The 21,152-nt window shown below is 40.4% G+C and carries 17 protein-coding genes; 4 read left to right on the top strand and 13 right to left on the bottom strand.

The window, feature by feature from the left end; translation table 11 throughout:
• Positions 1–7: 7 nt before the first annotated feature.
• On the bottom strand, positions 8–1,036 hold the full coding sequence (gene gldB / locus Q8M41_RS01430; RefSeq protein ID WP_305363452.1) for a gliding motility lipoprotein GldB: 1,029 nt from the start codon (positions 1,034–1,036) through the stop codon (positions 8–10).
• Between the two features lie 109 nt (positions 1,037–1,145).
• Between gldB and Q8M41_RS01435 the strand changes: the two genes are divergently transcribed.
• Complete coding sequence (locus tag Q8M41_RS01435; RefSeq protein WP_305363453.1) at positions 1,146–2,786, top strand: NAD+ synthase; 1,641 nt, start codon at positions 1,146–1,148, stop codon at positions 2,784–2,786.
• Positions 2,787–2,889: 103 nt separating this feature from the next.
• Here the strand turns inward: Q8M41_RS01435 and Q8M41_RS01440 are convergent, their stop codons facing one another.
• From Q8M41_RS01440 to rsmI, 6 genes are all read right to left on the bottom strand, one after another.
• Positions 2,890–3,381 carry a hypothetical protein gene (locus Q8M41_RS01440; protein WP_305363454.1) on the bottom strand — a complete coding sequence of 164 codons (492 nt, stop codon included), beginning with the start codon at positions 3,379–3,381 and terminating at the stop codon, positions 2,890–2,892.
• Between the two features lie 132 nt (positions 3,382–3,513).
• Positions 3,514–4,038: a hypothetical protein gene (locus Q8M41_RS01445; protein WP_305363455.1), complete on the bottom strand. Its 525-nt coding sequence runs from the start codon at positions 4,036–4,038 to the stop codon at positions 3,514–3,516.
• 142 nt (positions 4,039–4,180) lie between these two features.
• Positions 4,181–5,146, bottom strand: coding sequence for a sugar phosphate isomerase/epimerase (locus Q8M41_RS01450; protein WP_305363456.1), 966 nt, complete (start codon positions 5,144–5,146; stop codon positions 4,181–4,183).
• A 324-nt stretch (positions 5,147–5,470) separates the two neighbouring features.
• Entirely contained in the window at positions 5,471–7,099 is a 1,629-nt protein-coding gene (gene lnt, locus Q8M41_RS01455; RefSeq protein WP_305363457.1) for an apolipoprotein N-acyltransferase, read from the bottom strand.
• Positions 7,099–7,725, bottom strand: a complete 627-nt coding sequence (locus tag Q8M41_RS01460; protein WP_305363458.1) for a PH domain-containing protein — start codon at positions 7,723–7,725, stop codon at positions 7,099–7,101. Before Q8M41_RS01460 ends, lnt begins: the two co-directional genes overlap by 1 nt.
• Before the next feature lie 26 nt (positions 7,726–7,751).
• Complete coding sequence (rsmI, locus tag Q8M41_RS01465) at positions 7,752–8,423, bottom strand: 16S rRNA (cytidine(1402)-2'-O)-methyltransferase (protein ID WP_305363459.1); 672 nt, start codon at positions 8,421–8,423, stop codon at positions 7,752–7,754.
• Positions 8,424–8,518: 95 nt separating this feature from the next.
• Here rsmI and serS point away from each other — a divergent pair, with 95 nt between their 5' ends.
• A complete protein-coding gene (gene serS, locus Q8M41_RS01470; RefSeq protein ID WP_305363460.1) occupies positions 8,519–9,790 on the top strand; it encodes a serine--tRNA ligase in 1,272 nt (423 codons plus the stop codon).
• Between the two features lie 356 nt (positions 9,791–10,146).
• Entirely contained in the window at positions 10,147–10,272 is a 126-nt protein-coding gene (locus Q8M41_RS01475; protein WP_305363461.1) for a hypothetical protein, read from the top strand.
• Position 10,273: 1 nt separating this feature from the next.
• On the opposite strand, the gene Q8M41_RS01480 is transcribed toward Q8M41_RS01475, so the two are convergent.
• Positions 10,274–10,735 (bottom strand): DUF4112 domain-containing protein, encoded by a 462-nt coding sequence (locus Q8M41_RS01480; RefSeq protein WP_305363462.1) that lies wholly within the window; start codon positions 10,733–10,735, stop codon positions 10,274–10,276.
• A gap of 138 nt (positions 10,736–10,873) precedes the next feature.
• Between Q8M41_RS01480 and Q8M41_RS01485 the strand changes: the two genes are divergently transcribed.
• The gene (locus tag Q8M41_RS01485) at positions 10,874–14,317 is read left to right on the top strand and encodes a pyruvate carboxylase (protein ID WP_305363463.1); all 3,444 of its coding nucleotides are present in this window, start codon (positions 10,874–10,876) and stop codon (positions 14,315–14,317) included.
• A gap of 146 nt (positions 14,318–14,463) precedes the next feature.
• On the opposite strand, the gene Q8M41_RS01490 is transcribed toward Q8M41_RS01485, so the two are convergent.
• The 5 genes from Q8M41_RS01490 to ileS form a co-directional block, all read right to left on the bottom strand.
• Complete coding sequence (locus Q8M41_RS01490; protein WP_305363464.1) at positions 14,464–15,519, bottom strand: hypothetical protein; 1,056 nt, start codon at positions 15,517–15,519, stop codon at positions 14,464–14,466.
• A 181-nt stretch (positions 15,520–15,700) separates the two neighbouring features.
• Positions 15,701–16,405 (bottom strand): SIMPL domain-containing protein, encoded by a 705-nt coding sequence (locus tag Q8M41_RS01495; protein ID WP_305363465.1) that lies wholly within the window; start codon positions 16,403–16,405, stop codon positions 15,701–15,703.
• 158 nt (positions 16,406–16,563) lie between these two features.
• The gene (locus Q8M41_RS01500) at positions 16,564–17,214 is read right to left on the bottom strand and encodes a lipoprotein signal peptidase (RefSeq protein WP_305363466.1); all 651 of its coding nucleotides are present in this window, start codon (positions 17,212–17,214) and stop codon (positions 16,564–16,566) included.
• Positions 17,215–17,598 carry a TraR/DksA C4-type zinc finger protein gene (locus Q8M41_RS01505; RefSeq protein WP_305363467.1) on the bottom strand — a complete coding sequence of 128 codons (384 nt, stop codon included), beginning with the start codon at positions 17,596–17,598 and terminating at the stop codon, positions 17,215–17,217. It lies immediately after the preceding gene.
• A 2-nt stretch (positions 17,599–17,600) separates the two neighbouring features.
• Positions 17,601–21,008 (bottom strand): isoleucine--tRNA ligase, encoded by a 3,408-nt coding sequence (gene ileS / locus Q8M41_RS01510; protein ID WP_305363523.1) that lies wholly within the window; start codon positions 21,006–21,008, stop codon positions 17,601–17,603.
• Between the last annotated feature and the right edge of the window lie 144 nt (positions 21,009–21,152).

The raw sequence follows: 21,152 nt of genomic DNA on the forward strand, positions 1-21,152 counted from the left end.
TAAGCCATTAATCTCTTGGTTTGTATTTAGATCCGGCAAGAATTTTTTGCGCATCTTTCTCAAGCATTAGTTCTTGAAGACTAATATCCGGATTCTTTTCCATGTATTGTCTGACGATTTGCCAACCTGTCCAGACCCCCAATTTAGGAGCCGAGGAGGAGTTTTCTCCGATTCCGGGAGTGAAAGGGGCCTCAGCAAGATATTTTTGAATTTTAAGATAATCGCTTTCGAACAGAAGTTCATTATCCAGAAAGTATGCCCAAATTCCGGCTTCAGAATCCTTGCACCACTGTAGCTGTTCTGTGGTATAGCCTATTTTCAGAATATCAGGAGTGTCAGCTAAAACGGCGTCCATGAAATATAGAATTTTGCCATTGTAGATCATTTTTGATATCAGATTTCGATCTGAATCATTCTCAGGGAACATCTCTTCACGGATGAAGGCCTCAATTACCCGGGGACTAATATTCTCCGGACTGAATCTTCTGGAAATGTATTGAGGAATGCTCTGTCTTAAAGCCGGATAGAACCGGTCGCCATTCTTTCCCAGAAACATGTCGAGACCAATTCCGATATAATCATTACCGATGGGGGTTTGTACTGCAAATCCCGAAATAAAGCTGATGAGACGGGGAAATTTCTGCTTTGGGTAATAGTAGCGGATATACTTAAATGCCTGATCAAGTTCGAGCTGCTGCTTATTCAAATCAGGAAATGTTTGGGCTACTGTTGACCGGAGTTCGAGGTAGTCCTTATTTCCAAGTATTGTACGAAGATTGCTGTAATAGGCCGTGTCTCTGGTATATCCTGCGCTGATCATCTTTTCCATATAATCATCGTAGAACCAGGTATATTTTTTTCTGAGATCGGGAGCTTTTACTTCAATAGAACCAGGATTTACATTATTGAGTTCCTGGTCAAACCGCTCAATAGGAATACTGACTTTGATCTTGCTGATATCAGGTGACTTTTTGTTATTGCAGGAAAGAGCTGCAAGGCATATAAAAAAAAACAGGTAAATTTGAAGGTGTCTCATGGATACAGATTATCTGCTAAATTATAAAAATGCTCATGAAATATTTACGGACCCTCTTCTTAAATTGGCCGGAAAAAATTCATAGCCTTTCATATTAACGAAATACGGGATGAAGATTGCGCTTGCTCAACTAAATTACATTATTGGCGACTTTGAACACAATACACAGAAAATAATCGAGACTATTCAGGATGCCCGAAAAAAGGGTGCTGATCTGGTAGTTTTTGCAGAGTTGTCTGTATGTGGCTATTCACCCAGGGATTTTCTTGAATTTTCTGAGTTTATAGAACTGTCTGAGCAATCAGCAAAGAAAATAGCAGCTGCCTGTACGGATATTGCCTGTATCCTGGGGCTGCCAACTCCAAATCCTAAAATCGAAGGGAAGGATCTTTACAATTCAGCTTGGTTCATTGAGAACACAAAGGTAAAGGCAATTGTAAACAAGGCTTTATTACCCAATTATGATGTTTTTGATGAATACCGTTATTTCGAACCTTCTGTAGATTTTGCATGTGTAGATTTTATGGGGCATAAAATTGCTTTGACTATCTGTGAGGACCTGTGGAACATCAATGATAATCCGATGTACACAATTTGCCCCATGGATGAACTGATCAAAGAGAAGCCTGATCTGATGATAAATATTGCCGCTTCTCCTTTTGCATATAATCATGATGAAGAAAGGGTGCGGATACTCGGAGATAATTGCCGGAAATACAAACTACCACTATTCTATGTAAATCAGGTCGGAGCGCAGACTGAAATCATTTTCGATGGTGGTTCATTGGCTTTCGATGATTCCGGGATGCTTTTGGATGAAATGGCCTATTTCTCTGAAGACCTGAAGATATATGAGTTTGAAGGCCGAAAAGTGAAAGGCTTTGAACCCAAAGTTCACGATGCCCAGAATGATATTCATCAGGTTCATGATGCGCTGATACTCGGAATTAAGGATTATTTTCAGAAATCAGGGTTCAGCAAAGCCATACTCGGACTTTCAGGTGGTATAGATTCGGCCCTTGTATGTGTCCTGGCCGCAGAAGCTCTTGGCCCTGAAAATGTGATGGCAGTGCTAATGCCATCAGAGTTTTCTACTGATCATTCTGTACAGGATGCTTTGGATCTGGTTAAGAACCTGGGGTGTAAACATGAAATCATACCGATCAGGGAAGCAGCTTCAGCATTCGAAAATATGATGAAGCCGGTATTTAAAGACCTGCCTTTTAGTGTTGCTGAAGAGAATATCCAGGCAAGGAGCCGGGCAATTATTGTAATGGCGATGTCGAATAAGTTTGGATACATATTGCTTAATACTTCTAATAAGAGTGAGTGTGCTGTAGGCTATGGCACCCTATACGGAGATATGGCAGGTGCTATTGCGGTACTTGGGGATGTTTATAAAACACAGGTATATAAATTGTCAAATTATATTAACCGCGAAAGGGAAATTATCCCAATGAATAGTATTACCAAACCGCCTTCAGCCGAACTGCGCCCCGGACAGAAGGACTCAGATTCCCTACCTGAATATGATATTCTGGATGCAATATTATTTCAATACATCGAACTTAAGAAGAGCTCCGCAGCAATAATTGAACAGGGATTTGATGAAAGCCTTGTAAAAAGGGTGCTACGAATGGTTAATGTTGCCGAATTTAAGCGAAATCAGGCACCACCAATATTAAGGGTGTCTCCTAAAGCTTTTGGGATGGGCAGGAGACTGCCGATTGTAGGGAAATACCTTAGTTAATTGAGAGTTGAGAATTGACAGTTGAAAATTGTTGAAACTCCAGACTAAATAAAAAACCTCCGAAAGGAGGTTTTTTATTTGTAAAAATGGGGTTTACCTTGTATTAATTATTAGGCTTAACCTTTACACTATCGCCATCTATCTTCACTTTACCGTCTTCATCTTTCATCTTCATCTCATCTCCGTCAATTTTGATCTTAGCACCATCCGGGTATTTAATTTTGATCTTATCACCATCGCGTTTAACTTTTGTTTCATCAAGCATCCATTTACCATCTGCTTGCATGAGCGCATGATTCACAACCAAACCTGTTTGAAATAAAGTATCACCCGCATTATTGGTATAGAACTCTACAGGAACTCTTTCAATACTGTCAATAGCCCATCCTGTTTGTGGATCCATAATGATATAAACTGTCTTTCCGGTATTCAGATTCGTATAATTCCCGGGTACGACTCTGGCTTCAGCTTCGGTATACTCAGACTCAGTAGCCATCGTTGAATCGCCATCCATATCGTTCTTTTTATCGCTGTTACATCCTATAAAAGCTGAACTTATAATCACAGCAAATAGAATTGATTTAATGTTTTTCATTTTTTTTAGTTTTAAAAGGCTTAATGATTAGAAAGCAATGTGGCGTGTTTTGCTTATCAGAAAAGAATGTTCTTCAATCCCACATAACAAATATTCCATTTGTAATACTCTCTTAATTTTTATATATGAAATTTAATTTTTTTGTTTTGTGACAACTCCGTCTTCAATTTTTGTTTTTGAATCGCCGTCTTTGATCTTTACATCGCCGTCTTCATCAATTTTCTTTTTGTAGTCACCATCTTTGATCTTTATATCACCATCACCTTCAACTTTGATCTTGTAATCACCATCTTTAATTTTATAGTCATCACCATCAACTTTTTTCTTGTAATCGTCATATTTGATCTTTATTTCTTCATCATCAATTTTAACCTTGGTTTCATCCACATCATAGTATCCTCCTTCTGAAGCAATAAGTTTATCGTTTACAATAATACCGGTAGTGAAGATGGTGTCCTTATTGTTGTTAACGTAGAGATAAACCGGCTTCCTGGTTTCACTGTTGATGGCATAGCCTGTTTCCGGGTCGGCAATAACCATAATTGAATCTCCGGTATTGAGATCTACATAGGTTCCGGGTTCAACTTTGCCTCCATTGTTACAGGATGCGAGAGCCAGTAAGGATACTGCGCTCATTAATTTAATAGAAGTTTTCATAGTCATTTTTGGTTAATAAAGGGTTAACAATCAATCTGGTAAAAGTTTTAAAAAATAAAACCGGGTAATTAAGAATTCAGACTGAAGTTTGAGAATGGAAAATTTCATATTTCCCATTCCCTATTCCCATTATTAAAAATGCCTATATCATCGTTGCACGTACACGTTCAAGCAGGGCTTTGGTTTTAAGGATACCTTCATATTCTCCCAATTGCTCCCCTTCGTATTCAATCCCCACATAGCCTTTAAATCCTGAATCCTTAACAATTTTAAGCATTCTATTATAATCGGTTTCGATGCAATTACCTTGTGCATCAAAGTCCATAGATTTTGCACTTACCGCTTTGGCATAAGCCATCATTTCATAAGTACCTTTATATTTATCATATTCTTCAATGCATTTATTCTTACTATCACGAGTGAGGCAAAAGTTATTAAAGTCTGGTAGGGTACCTACATTTTTCATGCCAACATTCTTCATTACGGTCGAAAGCCAGTAACCATTTGAGCTATATCCTCCATGGTTTTCAACGATGACATTGATATTCTCTTTTACAGCATACTCACCTAAAAGTCCGAGACCCTCAATAGCTGCCTTCTGTACATCTTCTGCGCTGCCTACCCCATAAGCATTCACCCGGATAGAGCTGCAGCCCAGATATTTGGCAGCTTCTACCCACTTTTTATGGTTATCTACAGCCTGAGTGCGCTTTGTGGTATCGAGTTCTCCTAAATTGCCTTCTCCATCACACATGATCAGATGATTTTTTACACCATTATCAGAGCAGCGTTTCAGTAATTCGTTCAGGTATGCGGTGTCCTTTGCTTTATCCTTGAAAAAGGTGTTAACATATTCCACTGCACTGATACCAAATTCTTTTTTGGTTATCACCGGAAAATCCAGATTGTCTATTTTTTTGCTACGAAGTGTTCTGTGCAATGACCACTGTGCAAGAGAGATCTCGAAAAATGAGTTTTTTATATCTGCTGCGTTTGAATGATTACGCGGGTTCATTTTCCCTGAACATGAATAAAATGCAGAGGGCAAAATTGCAATTCCTGCAAGGCCTGTGACCTGTTGTATGAATTTACGGCGGTTGTTAGACATGTATCGTTTTTTTAAATTGGTGAATTTTGAATTTACGATAAATAAAATTATGGTGAAAATTTAAGGGAGATAATATTTAATGGTCAATTATTGGAATCGTGTTTTAAATGCCGGAATTAATCATTTATCATAGAACCGTCAGATGCTTGTAACAAAGCTGAAAATTGAACATTTTGCCCTTCAAAATACGTTCCTTTGTATAGTGAATTAATGAATTATAAAGGTTCTGTGATCCTTATATAAAGCACGAGCCTGAATAAGATCTGGTTTTTAGTTTAGTTTTAGTTTAGTGAGATCCGTTCTTTTCAGAACGGATCTTTGTTTTTAAAATACCTCAGAATTTCGTTTTTTCAATAATGCTATTACCAGAATAAGTGCAAATACACCACTTCCTATTGATCCGCCTCTGGCTATATAATCGCCAAACCTGACATAAAAACTAAGTTCTTCATTCAGGTTAATATCCTGTTTAATAGCTCCCTGAACCCACCATTGGGTTCGCTGAACAATATCGCCACGTTGGTTAATAAATGCTGAAATTCCGGTGTTTGCCGACCTTGCCACCCATCTTCTGGTTTCAATTGCCCTGAGTTTGGCATAGTGCAGGTGCTGATCTTTGCCTGAAGTATTTCCCCACCAGCCATCATTGGTAATTATCGCAATGAATTGCGCGTCTTTTTTTATGTATTCGGCTACATATTCACCCCAGATTGATTCATAACAAATTACAGGAGCAGAACCAATGCCACTTTGGGAATAAAATACCGAGGGTTCATCCTGCTTTCCATAACTCCCGGTAGCTCCTCCAAATGCAGCAAAAGCAGGTTTTAAGAAGGATAATGCGTTCGAAAAGGGGGTTTGTTCGACACCCGGAACAAGTTTCGACTTATGATAGAATTGCAGTGTGCCTGAATTTTCTATAGATACTGCAGCATTGAACACATCAAAATAAATTCCGCTATTTCTGTTGTATCGCGCAGTAACTGTCGCAGCTGAATCATAAATGGCAAAACTCTCAATTCCGGAGATTAGATTTGAATTTTTGTACTTATTCAGAAAATTCTGAATTGTTTTAAAGTTTTCATCCTCCCTGAATGTTTTCTCTTCCGTGCCCTGTGATATTGCAGTTTCCGGCCAGATGAAATATTCGGTATTGCTTTGCCCCACTGAATCCGAAAGATGAATCAAACGATTAATTTGTTCGGAAGGTGGCATGGTTCCGAATTTTTTATAGGGATCGATGTTAGGTTGTACGACAACAATATTAGCCGGATTTGATTTTTCAGTGTGGGTGAAATAAATGAATAGTGAAATTAATATCGGTAATGTGACCAGTATTAATGTTGGTAAAATCAAGCGGATTCTATTCAATTTTAAAGTACCAGCCTTTATGGCCAGCCAGATCTCAAAAAATAAAATATTTGAGAGGAGGACCCATAATGTACCACCGTAAACACCGGTATACTCATACCATTGTACCAACTGATGAGTAGCTGCGAAACCATTTCCGAGGTTCATCCAGGGGAATGCGAGGTCCCAGCTTTGATGCAGGTATTCGTAGCCAATCCAGAAACAGATTAGTCCGGCATAAGCCCATACTTTTGAAGTGATTAATCTTAATCTATAGTAGAGCCAGAATGCAAGAGTCATTAAAACTGCTCCCAAACCAAAGGGGATCAGTGAAATCAGGGCAGCAACCCAGGTAGGTATTGCCGAATCCAGGGAATTGAAAACCCAGTAAATACTGGCTGTATTCCATGCAAAAAAGCAAAGAAAGGCTGTCCGGAAAATCAATTTCCCTTTTTTCTTTGCTTGCGCCCCAATAATGTTTTCTGTCGCCAGTAATATAGGAACAAGCGCTATTAGTAGAATTGGGGAGCTGAATGGAATCGGTGGCCAGGCGAACCAAAGTAAGAAGGCGCTTAAAAGTGCAAGCTGATAATTTCTTTTCATCAAAGTCTGGCTAAGATTTCGGCTTTTTTATTTTCATACTCTTCCTGACTGATGAGTTGTTTTTCGTACAGCGTTTTTAGTTTCTGCAGCTTTTGGGTTAGTTCGTCTTCAGGCTCTGCTATTTGTACCTCTGCAATTGATGGAGGAGTCTGATCCTCGATTTCTATGTATGATGCATAGTCATCCCCAAGATTCTCATTCTGCAAGACGCTGATTTTTTCATCAAATCCTGGCAAGGTCTTTACTTTTTCCAGTTGTTCATTGCAGAACTGATAGAGTTTACGTGCCTGAACTTTTGGAATGAAATCTATGGCGATGTTTTCACCTCTCTGCGGGATGGTAATAAACTTAGATCCAAAGAACTCTTCTTTGAAAGAAACCTCTTTCACTTCAGCCCATGGGAACGTTTTATAAGCCGTAGTAAGCCCCAGATTTTCAGGTATACAAAATACAATACGTTTATTGGTTACTGCGATGCAATCTGGAATCAGGGTTACGGCAGGCTTTTTTTGTATTGCCAGATAGATAACGGCCTCACCTGAGGTAAGCATATCCCGTAGTTTCCCTAGAACTTTTTCTGCAGTTCTTGGATCCTGATCATCTGTTAAATATTGTTCAATTAACATAATCTAGTATTTAATAATTATAAATTTTATTTGCCTGCTACACAAATAACTATCTCACCCTTTAAGGTATGAGTTTCAAAATGTATTTTAATTTCCTCAAGAGTGCCTCTAACAGTCTCTTCAAACAGCTTGGTTAATTCTCTCGAAACTGACGCCTGTCTCTCTGGTCCAAAGTACTGTGCGAACTCTTCGAGTGTTTTTAAAAGTCGGTGTGGCGATTCGTAAAATATCATCGTCCGGCTTTCGTTTACCAGTTCTTTCATTCGCGTTTGCCGACCTTTCTTAACTGGCAGGAAGCCTTCAAATGTAAAACGATCGGCAGCCAGACCTGAATTAACCAGGGCAGGAACAAATGCAGTAGCACCCGGCAGGCATTCTATTGGCAGATCATTACGGATTGCTTCACGAACGAGTAAAAATCCCGGGTCGGAGATCGCCGGTGTACCTGCATCAGAAATTAATGCGATTTGTTTGCCCTCTTTAAGGAAGCGAATTACCTCTGTTACCGACTTATGCTCATTATGCTGGTGGTGCGAAAATAATTTCTTGTCTATCCCAAAATGCTTCAGCAGAGGCGCGCTGGTGCGGGTATCTTCTGCCAGGATCAGGTCTACTTCCTTCAGAATGCGAACTGCCCTGAAACTCATGTCTTCCAGATTGCCGATCGGTGTAGGTACAAGATAAAGTCTGCCGCTCATTATTTCTATTCTTTTTCGGTTATTCATTCTGGAAAAACTCCAAAATCAAAGCCCAAACCCCAAACTGTTTATATCTTTGTCTAAAATTATTAAAGATGCTGCAAGTTAGTTATATCCGCGAAAATAGGGAGGAAGTTTTAAATCGTTTATCTGTCAGGAATTTTAAAAATCCTGAACTGGTTGATCAGATCATAAAGCTTGATGATGACCGTCGTCAGACTCAAACTCTTTTGGATTCTATTGCTGCCGAGGCTAATGCCGCTGCAAAAAGGGTTGGAGAACTGATGCGTCAGGGCTTAAAAGAGGAGGCTGAAGCAATAAAGACACAGACTACAACATTCAAAGAACAAACACGTATGCTCGGAGATAAACTTTCTGCCATTGAAATCCTCTTGCAGGCTGAGTTGGTGCTTTTGCCTAATTTACCTCATCAATCGGTACCCAAAGGCTTTGGAGCCGATGATAATCAGGTTGCATCAGAACATGGAGTGATTCCCCAGCTCATGCAGGGTGCCTTACCTCATTGGGAACTCGCCGCAAAATATGACATCATAGATTTTGAACTGGGCAATAAAATTGCCGGTGCCGGTTTCCCGGTTTATAAGGGTAAGGGTGCGAAACTACAACGTGCGCTGATAAATTTCTTTCTTGATAATGCAGATGCAGCAGGTTACCGTGAGATGCAGCCACCAATTGTTGTGAATGAGGCCTCAGGTTTCGGTACCGGACAACTTCCCGATAAGGAAGGACAGATGTATCATATTACCGGCGATAATCTTTATCTGATTCCTACTGCCGAGGTTCCGGTCACAAATCTATACCGTGACGTGATTCTGAAAGAGGAAGAATTACCGATAAAAAATTGCGCATATACCCCATGTTTCCGCCGTGAAGCAGGGTCTTATGGTGCACATGTTCGCGGATTAAACCGTCTTCATCAGTTCGATAAGGTTGAGATTGTACAGGTTGTTCATCCTGATCACTCTTACGATGTTTTGGAAGATATGAGCAATTATGTTCAATCCTTATTGAAAAAACTTGAATTGCCATACCGTGTACTTAGTTTGTGCGGTGGTGATATGGGCTTCACTTCTGCAAAAACTTATGACATGGAAGTTTGGTGTGCTGCCCAGGCACGCTGGCTGGAAGTTTCTTCAGTTTCCAATTTTGAAACATATCAGAGTAATCGCCTTAAACTGCGTTATAAGAGCGGCGATGGAAAGCCTCAGCTCGCTCATACTTTAAATGGAAGTGCACTGGCATTGCCGCGTATTGTGGCTTCTCTGTTGGAAAATAATCAGGATGAAAAGGGTATAAAAATTCCGACTGCTCTTGTGCCTTATACAGGTTTTGAGTATATCAACTAGGCTTTTTAACAGAATACGTTTAATTAACCTGAATCGATATAAGGAAGGGTAAAATAATACAGTTATAATTTCCAAATTAGGCTCCAGAGCCTGAATAATTTGATTTTGTAAAGCAATACCTGCGTGTTATAGGCTAGTTCAGCCCTTTCCTCCGGAGTAGTTCCGGCAAGAAATCGCGTTCTACATCAAATTACCAATAGCCGGAAGCTACCTCCTCCGGCAAGGTTTATTTTACCCGCACCTGTATTTCATCGGGAAGGGCAGCCCGGCAAAAGGACCACCTGGCATTTGAAATAAACCCGGGTGGCGGCTCTAGCTTTTTTGCTTAATGAATTTCATAATATCTATTAAATCTGATGCAAAAAACCAGGGCAGAACACGGGACTGCCGGAACCGAAGAGGCACAAACCCTGCTTTCTAAAACAAGAGAAAATCTGTCAAATAAACTTAACTCAGTAAGAGTTGATATCTCCTCAAGTTAATTTAAAAAAGGTCAATAATCAATTCCAGGATTTTCCACATCAGCCAGACAAAAATCAGAATAAAGATGATAAGGAAGATTACGATCCAGAGTAGCGTACCCTTACCACTGCCCTGATGTTTTCCTTCTTCATAATATTCTTTCAGGAGACGGATGTTTCTTGAGTTTGATTTATAGGCAAAGTCAAATACTTGCCCAATGATTGGGATTGCGCCAATGGTTGAGTCCAGAATCACATTCAGAAACATCAGAATTAGAACTTTCCGGCTTAGGCCATGTCTTGCCATGGTGAGTATCAACACAATCGAAACTGCAAAACCCGAAATATCCCCCAAAACCGGAATTAAATTTAAGAGGGGGTCGATGCCAAATCTGAAATTCGTTCCGGGGACACGAAATCTTTCGTCCATCAGGTAGGAAACACGTTCTGCCCAGCTCAATTTTGGACTCAGCTTTTTTTGCATAAAAAATTGTTTAGTTTATTTTATCCAGATGGCTATCCAAATTAGTGCCATTTTCATCAAAAAAATAAGTTTTTGAACCAAAATCTTATTTGGTATCAGGTTTTTAATTTTTTACCTTAGGAACAAATTAGGTTATTTATGAATATCAAGAAAATACTGATAGCAAACAGGGGAGAGATTGCAATCAGGATTAGTCGAGCATGTAATGAATTGAATATACAGACTGCGGCTATTTATACTTACGAAGATCGCTATTCTCTTCATCGTTACAAGGCGGATGAGGCCTATCAGATTGGAGAGGATAATGACCCCCTAAAACCCTACCTTGATATTCAGGCCATTATTGAGATGGCTAAATACTGTAAAGCCGATGCTATCCACCCCGGATACGGCTTTTTATCAGAAAATCCTGAGTTTGCCCGTCAGTGTGCTGAAAATGGAATTATTTTTATCGGGCCAAGGCCAGATGTAATGATTGCATTGGGGGATAAGATTACAGCAAAAACTGTTGCTAAAAATGCTCAAATCCCTATCATTGAAAGTAACGAACCGGATCTGAGCAGTCTTGAAATTGCTCTTTCGGAAGCTCATCGTATTGGCTTTCCAATGATTTTAAAGGCAGCTTCCGGTGGTGGTGGACGGGGAATGAGGGTTGTTAGAACTGAAGAAGAGCTTAAAAAAGCCTTTCCGGAAGCCAAAAGTGAGGCAAAAAATGCCTTTGGTGATGATACTGTTTTCCTTGAGAAGTTCATTGAGCGCCCCCGTCATATAGAAGTTCAGATTGTTGCTGATAACCATCAAAATGTGATGCACTTGTATGAGCGTGATTGTTCAGTTCAAAGGCGTTTCCAGAAGGTCGTAGAGGTAGCACCTTCCCTGAATTTAAAGGATGAGACCCGCGAGAAATTATATCATTATGCTGTAAGCATCGCTAAAGCTGTTAACTACAATAATGTTGGAACGGTTGAGTTCCTTGTTGACTCGGATGAACAAATCTATTTCATTGAGGTTAATCCAAGGATACAGGTAGAGCATACCGTTACAGAAATGATTACCGGTATAGATCTGATCAAAACTCAGATTTACATTGCCGATGGTTATGAACTATCAAGTCCGGAGATCGGACTTCCGGATCAGGCTCATGTCATGAAAAATGGTTTTGCGATGCAATGCCGTATCACCACCGAGGATCCATCAAACGGATTTAAGCCTGATTATGGAACATTGATCACCTACCGTAACGCAACTGGTTTTGGCGTGCGTTTGGATGAGGGGAGTACCTATCCGGGTATGAAGATCAGTCCATTTTTTGATTCCATGCTCGTTAAAGTTAGTACCCAGGGAGCTACTTTAATTGATGCGGCCCGTAAAATGAACCGTGCATTACGCGAGTTCAGGATCAGGGGTGTTAAAAACAATATTCAGTTTCTCGAGAACCTGATCAATCATCCCGTTTTTGTTGAAGGCAAGGCTACCGTAAATTTTATACAGGAATATCCGGAATTGTTTGCCATTACCACCGGGCTTGACCGTGGGACACGTGTTTTATCCTTCCTGGGCGACATTTCATTGAACGGCAATCCCGATGTAAAAAACTTTGATCCGAAGGTACGTCTTGAAAAACCACCGATTCCTGAGTTTGATCATATTGCCCCTTATCCAAAGGGTACCAAAGATATGCTTACTGAAATGGGTGCTGAAGGATTTTGTACCTGGTTGAAGAACGAAAAGAAGATCTATTATACCGATACAACTTTCCGTGATGGTCATCAGTCATTACTGGCGACACGCATGCGTACCTATGATATGCTGAAGGTTGCCGAAGCTTATGCCAAGGACCATCCGCAAACTTTTAGTATGGAGGCATGGGGCGGTGCAACTTTTGATGTATGCCTGAGGTTCCTTCACGAAGATCCATGGATCAGATTACAGAAGCTTAGGGCTGCAATGCCAAATATCCTGATTCAGATGCTGATCAGGGGTTGTAACGGTGTTGGATATTCGGCTTATCCGGATAATCTCGTTGAATCATTTGTTCAGAAAAGCTGGGAGAATGGAGTGGATGTATTCCGGATTTTTGATTCCCTGAACTGGATGGAAAATATTGCTCCATGTATCGATATGGTGCGCAAAACAGGCGGTATTGCCGAAGGTGCATTATGTTATACCGGTGATATTCTGGATCCAAAACGTACAAAGTATAATCTTGATTATTATTTACGCCTTGCCAAAGATCTTGAAAATGCCGGAGCGCATATTCTGGGTGTTAAAGACATGTCGGGTTTACTTAAACCCTACGCAGCCAAAATATTAATTGAGGCATTAAAAGATACAGTGAAGATCCCAATTCACCTGCATACTCATGATACTTCCTCATTGCAGTCGGCAACTTATATGCAGGCTATTGATGCAGGCGTGGATGTTGTGGATTGTGCTTTGGGTGCATTATCCGGCATGACTTCACAGCCTAATTTCAATTCCATAGTTGAAATGATGCGTTTCCATGAGCGTGAGAACCCTTACAATATTAAATCTTTGAATCAGTTCAGTAATTACTGGGAAAGTGTTCGTGATTATTATCATCCCTTTGAATCTGGCATGAAATCCAGTTCTGCGGAAGTATTCCAGCATGAAATACCGGGTGGCCAATATTCCAATCTGAAACCCCAGGCGATTGCCCTGGGTCTGGGAGATAAATTTGAAGAGATCAAGGAGCGTTATGCTGATGTGAATGAGATGTTTGGAGATATTGTTAAGGTTACACCAAGTTCGAAAGTGGTTGGTGATCTTGCCCAGTATATGGTTGCAAACAATATCAGTAAGGAAGATATATTTACCAAAGGAGATCAGATCTCTTTCCCTGAATCTGTTGTTTCTTATTTTATGGGAGAGCTCGGACAGCCTGAAGGTGGATTCCCTCAGGAGTTGCAACGAATCGTGTTGAAAGGCAAAGTGCCTCTTACTGACCGTGCAGGTAAACATATCCCCGCATTGGATCTTGACCAGGATTTTAAGGATTTTAAGAAAAAATTTGGTGATGATCTTCCCTACACTACCTATCTGTCTTATAAGTTCTATCCTAAAGTAACTGAAGATTACCTGCTCATGTTCAGGAAATATGGTGATGTAGATGTTGTGCCTACCAAATATTTCCTTTACGGGATGAAGCCGGGTGAGGAAACAACGGTGCAAATTGCCCCGGGTAAAACCCTGCTCGTCAGACTGCAATCTATTGGCCCTGCTGATGATAAGGGAATGCGTACAGCATTCTTTAAGTTGAACGGCCAAACCAGGAATATTGAAGTTCAGGACAGGTCGATTAAGGTGATCCGTCAGGAAAACAAAAAGGCTGAAAAAGATAATGAACGTCATGTTGCTTCACCTTTGCAGGGGATGCTTTCCAAAGTTTTTGTTAAAAAGGGTGATGAAGTGAAGAAAAATCAGCCTTTGTTTATGGTCGAAGCCATGAAAATGGAAACCAATATAGCAGCAAATAACGATGGTATTGTTGGGGATATTATTCTAACGCCCGGTACATTAGTTAATACGGATGATTTGGTACTGGAGATAGCATCTAGGTAGATATGAGATATGAGATATGAGATATGAGATGTGAGATGTGAGATGTGAGATGAGGTCCCTCCTGCGTCGGGATGACAGAGAGTGGAGAATGACTATTAATTTGACATTTAGCAGGACATCCCTGACAACTGGCAACAGATAACCCACTAGCTCATTCTCTTTCCAACAATCTGGTGCAAGCTTTCAAAAACCAGTTTCCCCATCATATCACAGCTTTTGAAAGCCGGGTTCTTATGATAGGATGCAAGTTCTTTGCCTAGCTGGATGACTTTTTCTTCAGGTGCTATGGAATCAGTATTCATAACTTCGAACAGATCCTGCAAACGGTAGTATCCTGAACGAAAGCGGTTGGCGATCAGACTTCTTTCTTCTTCCTGATACTGCCGCATAGTAGTGAGATCCATATGCTGCATCCCAAGCTGAACCAGGGCCAGATTTTCCTTGAAGTAATGCGGAAGGTACATTTTTAGCCTTCCTTCATAGGATTGCTGATCAAAATCGATTGCCCTGAAACGGTATTGATTGCCTTCAATATCCGGAGTGATATCGACAACGAAATTATAAGAACGCATATCTCCCAGCAACCTAACAAAACAGCGCTCATTGAATTTAACGAACTCCTTGCAAATACGAATCTGATTAAATTTCGAAGTGTGGAGGCTTCGCTTAATAAACTCATCGCCAGGCAGACCGGGAATATGCTCTTCAATAAGTGTATTCCCATCCGTCATATAAATTATCCGGTTTGGGGATAAAACATGCTCAAGTTCAAGTCCATAAACACGCGATGCATCCCCAACCTTGATGTAGAAATGATCATAATTATCATTCAGACGGTTGATGATCCGCACCCTGAAAGGCCTTGTATTGGCAAAGGTGCAGTAATCGATACGGGCTACCGAAAGGTGCTCCATCACTGCGGTATCACCATCGGTATTCATTAAGGCATAGATATAAGTGAGATTCGGGAATAATTCCTTCATCTCACTTTCATCGTAATATACTGTATACCAGAGCGTATCACGCCCTTCCTTATCCCGAAGAGGGGTTTTTAGATTGAAGCGAAGTAAATCTTTGTATTGTACAGGTAGCTTTACCTCACGGTCGTATTTGATCAGATAATCACGAAGCCCAGCCCTGATCGGGTAAAGTGTTTTTTTCTTCGAGGGGACAATACCTCTGGGCTCCTTTTGTACATGCATGTTTTAGTTGGTTGGTTGTTAGTTGGTTAGTTGTTGGTGATGTATTACTACATTGTCAAATTAGTAATACATTCTAAATTTTCAACTATCAATTAAATTCCTATCTGAATGCCGGCAAGGCCGACGCAGGAGGGATCCATCTTCACTCTCAATTCTCCACTCTCAATTCTCAATTAAATTTCTACTTTATTTCAAACACCGCTCTCATCTGGTAATTCAGCTTGATCTTTTTGAAATCAATGTCGGGCATTGCTGCTTCAGTTGAAGCCATAGCATCGGCTTTCATCATTACGTTGGCACGATACATTGGCTGAGGATAATATTCATTATTGATTTCCTGAATCTCCATTGGTCCACCCAAAGTTCCCCCAATTGAAGTAATCAGATAGTCTGCTTTATTTTTTGCAGCCTGAAGTGCTTTTATTTTCAGCTCTTTTTTCAGGGATTCAATTTTAGAATAATCGTAGCTCTCAATATTGCTATATTCTATTCCTTTAGGATCTACAGCACTCATAATTTCATTGAATTTGGTCAGATCAGTGACTTTAATCCTGTATTGCTTGCGGGCCAAAAAATCAGGTGCTTTTTTCTTTTCCCACCAGTTATTATAGCTGGAAATATTGTTGATTGTAAAATTTTCCTGAGGAATGCCTGCTTTCAGAACCGCCGACTGTAACTGACGTTCAAGTTCTTCGATCTCAACTTTCTTCTTGTTATTTGAATCCCTGAAGTATTCTTTCAATGACATTCCGATATAAATAATATCCGGTGTTACTTCAGCTTCTGCTGACCCGTTTACTTCAATTTTTCTTCGTGTGTCTATATTTTGGGAAAAGGCACTTAAGCTGAATACACTTAAGAGGGCAATAGCTAAAATATTTTTCATGTTTCTTTGTTTAATTAAATCTATAAATATAGGATGAAAAATTCGTGCCAAATCCATAAGAAGAGTTGAGAGTTGAGAATTGAGAGTTGAGAATTAAGATTGGATTTCAGTTTAAAATACGTTAAAGGCAACAAAAAAGGCCCTTTCAGGCCTCGGTTTTATTCTTCAATACTTTCATTGTGTGGGAAGACTTCTTCTTCCTTTTCTTCTTTAAAATATCTTTTCTGGTAGATGAGTATTAGGATTACCCCAATAGATATGGCTGAATCGGCTAAATTGAAAACCGGACGGAAGAAAATGAATTCTTCACCGGCCCAGAATGGAAACCATTGCGGATAGATTCCCTGAAGGATAGGGATATAAAACATATCGACCACTTTACCATGGAAGAGGCTGGAATAGCCTCCTTCGGCAGGAAAAAGCACTGAGGGTTCATAATAAGAACTTTCATTGAAAATGATACCATAGAAGGTTGAATCAATGATATTTCCCAGCGCTCCGGCAAATATGAGCGCAAGATTCATGATCAGTCCCCGATGATACTTCTTTTTAATTAAATGGACCAGCCCATAACCAATCCCGCAAACGGCCACAATTCGGAATAAGGACAAAGCAAGTTTCCCTGCTTCACCTCCAAACTCGATACCGAATGCCATTCCATTGTTTTCGGTGAAATGTATAATCGCCCAGTTACCAAATATTTTGTACTCCTGTCCTAAGGACATGTTAAGCTTAATCCAGAATTTTAGTGCCTGGTCGGCTAAAAGAATAAGAAAAATTGCAACAAAGGGCTTAGTATAAGCTTTCATTTACGCTTGCTTCAATTTAGCTTCCATACTTAAAGTAGCATGCGGAACAGCTCGTAAACGTTCTTTTGGAATTAGCTTGCCGGTTTCTCTGCAAACACCATAAGTTTTATTTTCAATACGAACCAAAGCGTTTTCAAGGTTATCGATGAATTTTCTCTGGCGTGCCGCCAACTGATTGATTGATTCTTTTTCAAGGGTTGCAGAACCATCCTCAAGTGTTTTGTAGGTTCCTGCAGTATCATCTGTCCCGTTCATATTCGGATTGCTTAACGATTGCGTTAAGGCAGCTAATTCTTCTTTTGAGCTACGGAGCTTCTCAATAATGAGAACTTTAAATTCCTGTAATTCTGTATCGGAATATCTGGTTTTTTCGTGCTTATCCATTTCTATCCTTTGTTTATTTGTATTATTAAATTCTTATCATCAATGCTTACCGTTTCACCCGAATCAAGATCTGCCACAAGCTCTAATGAGTCAGCCAGAATTTCCGCGCAAATATAGGTTAAATTATTTTTCAGGGCTTCAGAAATATACGGATGGTCCTTTACCCGTACCCTGATCTTATCCGTTACCTCAAAACCAAGTTCTTTTCTGAGATTCTGGATGCGGTTTACCAATTCTCTTGAAATCCCTTCCTGCTTCAATTCTTCGGTTATTGTAACATCCAAAGCAACAGTTAAGTTTCCAAGGTTTGCAACCTGCCATCCCGGAACATCCTCAGCAAGAACTTCTGCATCTGCAAGATCCACAACATATGAAGTTCCCGGAATAGCAATACTGCCTTCATTCTCAAAGCGACTGATATCCTGTTGCGACATCGTGTTCAATGCTTCTGCCACAAGTTTCATATCCTTACCAACTTTCGGGCCTAAAGCTTTAAAATTTGGTTTTATTTTTTTGCTGATGATTCCTGAGGTATCGGTAATGTATTCAATACTCTTCAGGTTTGTCTCAGAAAGGATAAGATCTTTTACCTTTTCAACCTTTGTTTTGAAGCGTTTGTCCAATACCGGGATCATCGCTTTACTCAATGGCTGCCTTACATTGATACTTACCTTTTTACGTAGTGAGAGTATCAGCGAGGAGATATCCTGTGCCAATGCCATGCGTTCTTCGAGGGCTTTGTCTACCAGCGTCTTGTTATAAACCGGGAAGTCTGCAAGGTGAACTGAAATTACCTCTTCTTTACCGGTTGCTTTGTTCAGGTCTATGAATAATCGATCGCTGAAGAATGGCGCAACAGGAGACATTAATTTTGCGATTGTACTCAAACAGGTATAAAGTGTCTGGTATGCCGAGATCTTGTCTTCGGTGTATTCACCTTTCCAGAATCTGCGGCGGCATAAACGCACGTACCAGTTGCTCAAATGTTCGTCTACAAAATTTTGAATAGCCCGTGTAGCCCGTGTTGGTTCAAAATCTGCATAATAGTTATCCACCTCAAGACTAAGGGAATTTAATAAGGAAATGATCCAGCGATCAATTTCAGGACGTTCTTTAATATCTTCTTCTTTATAGCTGAATCCGTCGATATTGGCATACAATGCGAAGAATGCGTAAGTATTGTGCAGGGTTCCGAAAAACTTGCGGCGAACCTCATCAATTCCTTCAATATTGAATTTCAGGTTATCCCATGGTGATGCATTGCTGATCATATACCATCTGGTTGGATCTGCACCATATTTTTCAATGGTCTCAAACGGATCAGCTGCATTCCCAAGACGTTTGGACATCTTATTGCCATTCTTGTCGAGCACAAGGCCATTTGACACCACGTTTTTAAATGAAATGCTATCATGCAGCATCACCCCAATGGCATGCAGGGTAAAGAACCATCCGCGGGTTTGGTCAACTCCTTCTGCGATGAAATCGGCAGGGTAGATTGAACCCGGTTCACTGTCAGAACCTGTATGTTTATTCCAATATTCTAAAAATGCTTCCGGACTGATATTACCACTCTTACCTTCTGCCGTTGGAGGGAGACCCCATTGCGCATAAGGCATAGCTCCTGAATCGAACCAGACATCGATCAGATCAGTCTCACGGATCATTTTCTTGCCTGATTTGGAAACAAGGATTACATCATCCACATAAGGACGGTGCATATCATTGATCTCAAATGAAGCATCCATAAATCCGGCTGCCACCGCTTTTTTGATCTCTAATCTGAGTTCGTCAACAGAACCGATACACTTTTCTTCAGCTCCGTCAACTGTTCTCCAGATTGGCAGTGGGGTACCCCAATACCTTGAACGTGATAGATTCCAGTCCACCAGGTTTTCGAGCCAGTTGCCGAAACGACCGGTTCCGGTTGATTCGGGTTTCCAGTTAATAGTCTTATTCAGTTCAACAAGGCGATCTTTTACCGCTGTTGTTTTTATAAACCAGCTATCTAAAGGATAATACAGAACCGGTTTATCAGTTCGCCAGCAATGCGGGTAACTGTGTTCGTATTTCTTAACGTCAAAAGCCTTGTTATCTTCTTTTAATTTGATCGCAATGAGGACATCCGTAGGCCTGAAATCAGGGTCTTTGCGTTCCTCGTCGCTGTAATATTCTTCTTTTACAAATCTTCCTGCAAAATCACTGACCTCCTGAACAAAACGTCCCTGTTTGTCGACAAGCGGCAGCTCATTTCCTTTTTCATCAGTGATCATCACTGATGGCACATTGTTTTCACGGGCCGCCCTGAAGTCATCTGCACCAAAAACAGAAGCAGTATGCACAACACCGGTACCGTCTTCAGTAGTTACGAAGTCGGCAGGAATAACACGGAAAGCATTCTTCTCAAGATCAGCATTGCTTACGTAAGGCATTAATTGATGATAACGCAAACCGACAAGATCAGAACCCTTAAAATCAGCGACCTGATTCCATGGAATTACTTTGTCGCCAGCCTTATAATCGTCAAAGGGCAAGGCTTTGTGTTCCTCTTTAAAGTATTTCGAAACCAGATCCTTTGCAAGAATCACACTAACCGGTTGGAAAGTATATGGATTGAACGTGCGGATCTTTACATAGCTGATTGATGCTCCAACAGCCAGCGCGCAGTTCGATGGTAAGGTCCATGGGGTAGTTGTCCATGCCAGTATTACGGTGTCCTCTTCTGCATTCTCAAACACTTTATCCATCAGTGGATGATCCTGATCCCTTTTTAAATGGAACTGAGCAACGATGGAAGTATCCTTAAGCATTTTGTAGGTGCCGGGTTGATTCAATTCATGAGAACTTAATCCGGTTCCTGCAGCAGGAGAGTAGGGCTGAACAGTATAACCTTTGTATAAAAGGCCTTTTTCATGAAACTGCTTCAGTATCCACCAAAGCGTTTCGATGTATTCATTTTCATAAGTGATGTACGGATTTTCGAGATCAACCCAATAACCCATTTTCTCTGTCAGGTCGTTCCAAACGTCGGTATACTTCATCACCTCAGTACGGCAGGCAGCATTATAATCGTCAACACTTATCGTTTTGCCGATATCATCTTTAGTAATTCCCAGCTTTTTCTCAACAGCCAGTTCGATCGGCAAACCATGGGTATCCCAACCTCCTTTACGCTCCACCCGATAACCTTTCAGGGTTTTATAACGACAGAAAATATCTTTGATTGAACGGGCCATTACATGATGAATTCCCGGCATCCCATTCGCAGATGGAGGACCTTCATAAAAGATATAAGGTTTAGTAGCAGGACGGTTGGAAATACTTTTATCGAATACCTGGTTTTGTTTCCAGTAATCTAAGATCTCTTTCCCGGTTTTTGATAAATCAAGTTGCTTATATTCTTTGTACATCAGTGCTTTAACTCCCAAAATTTAAGGATGCAAAGTTAAGAAATTTAAGCCTTAAAATGCAGATTTTTGAAATCATTAATCCGCGTTTGGATGAACAGAATTCAAAATAAGTATTTTGCTTACCTTTGTATCAAACTGATTGAG

This window comes from Daejeonella sp., assembly GCF_030684675.1.
Lineage (GTDB): Bacteria > Bacteroidota > Bacteroidia > Sphingobacteriales > Sphingobacteriaceae > Daejeonella.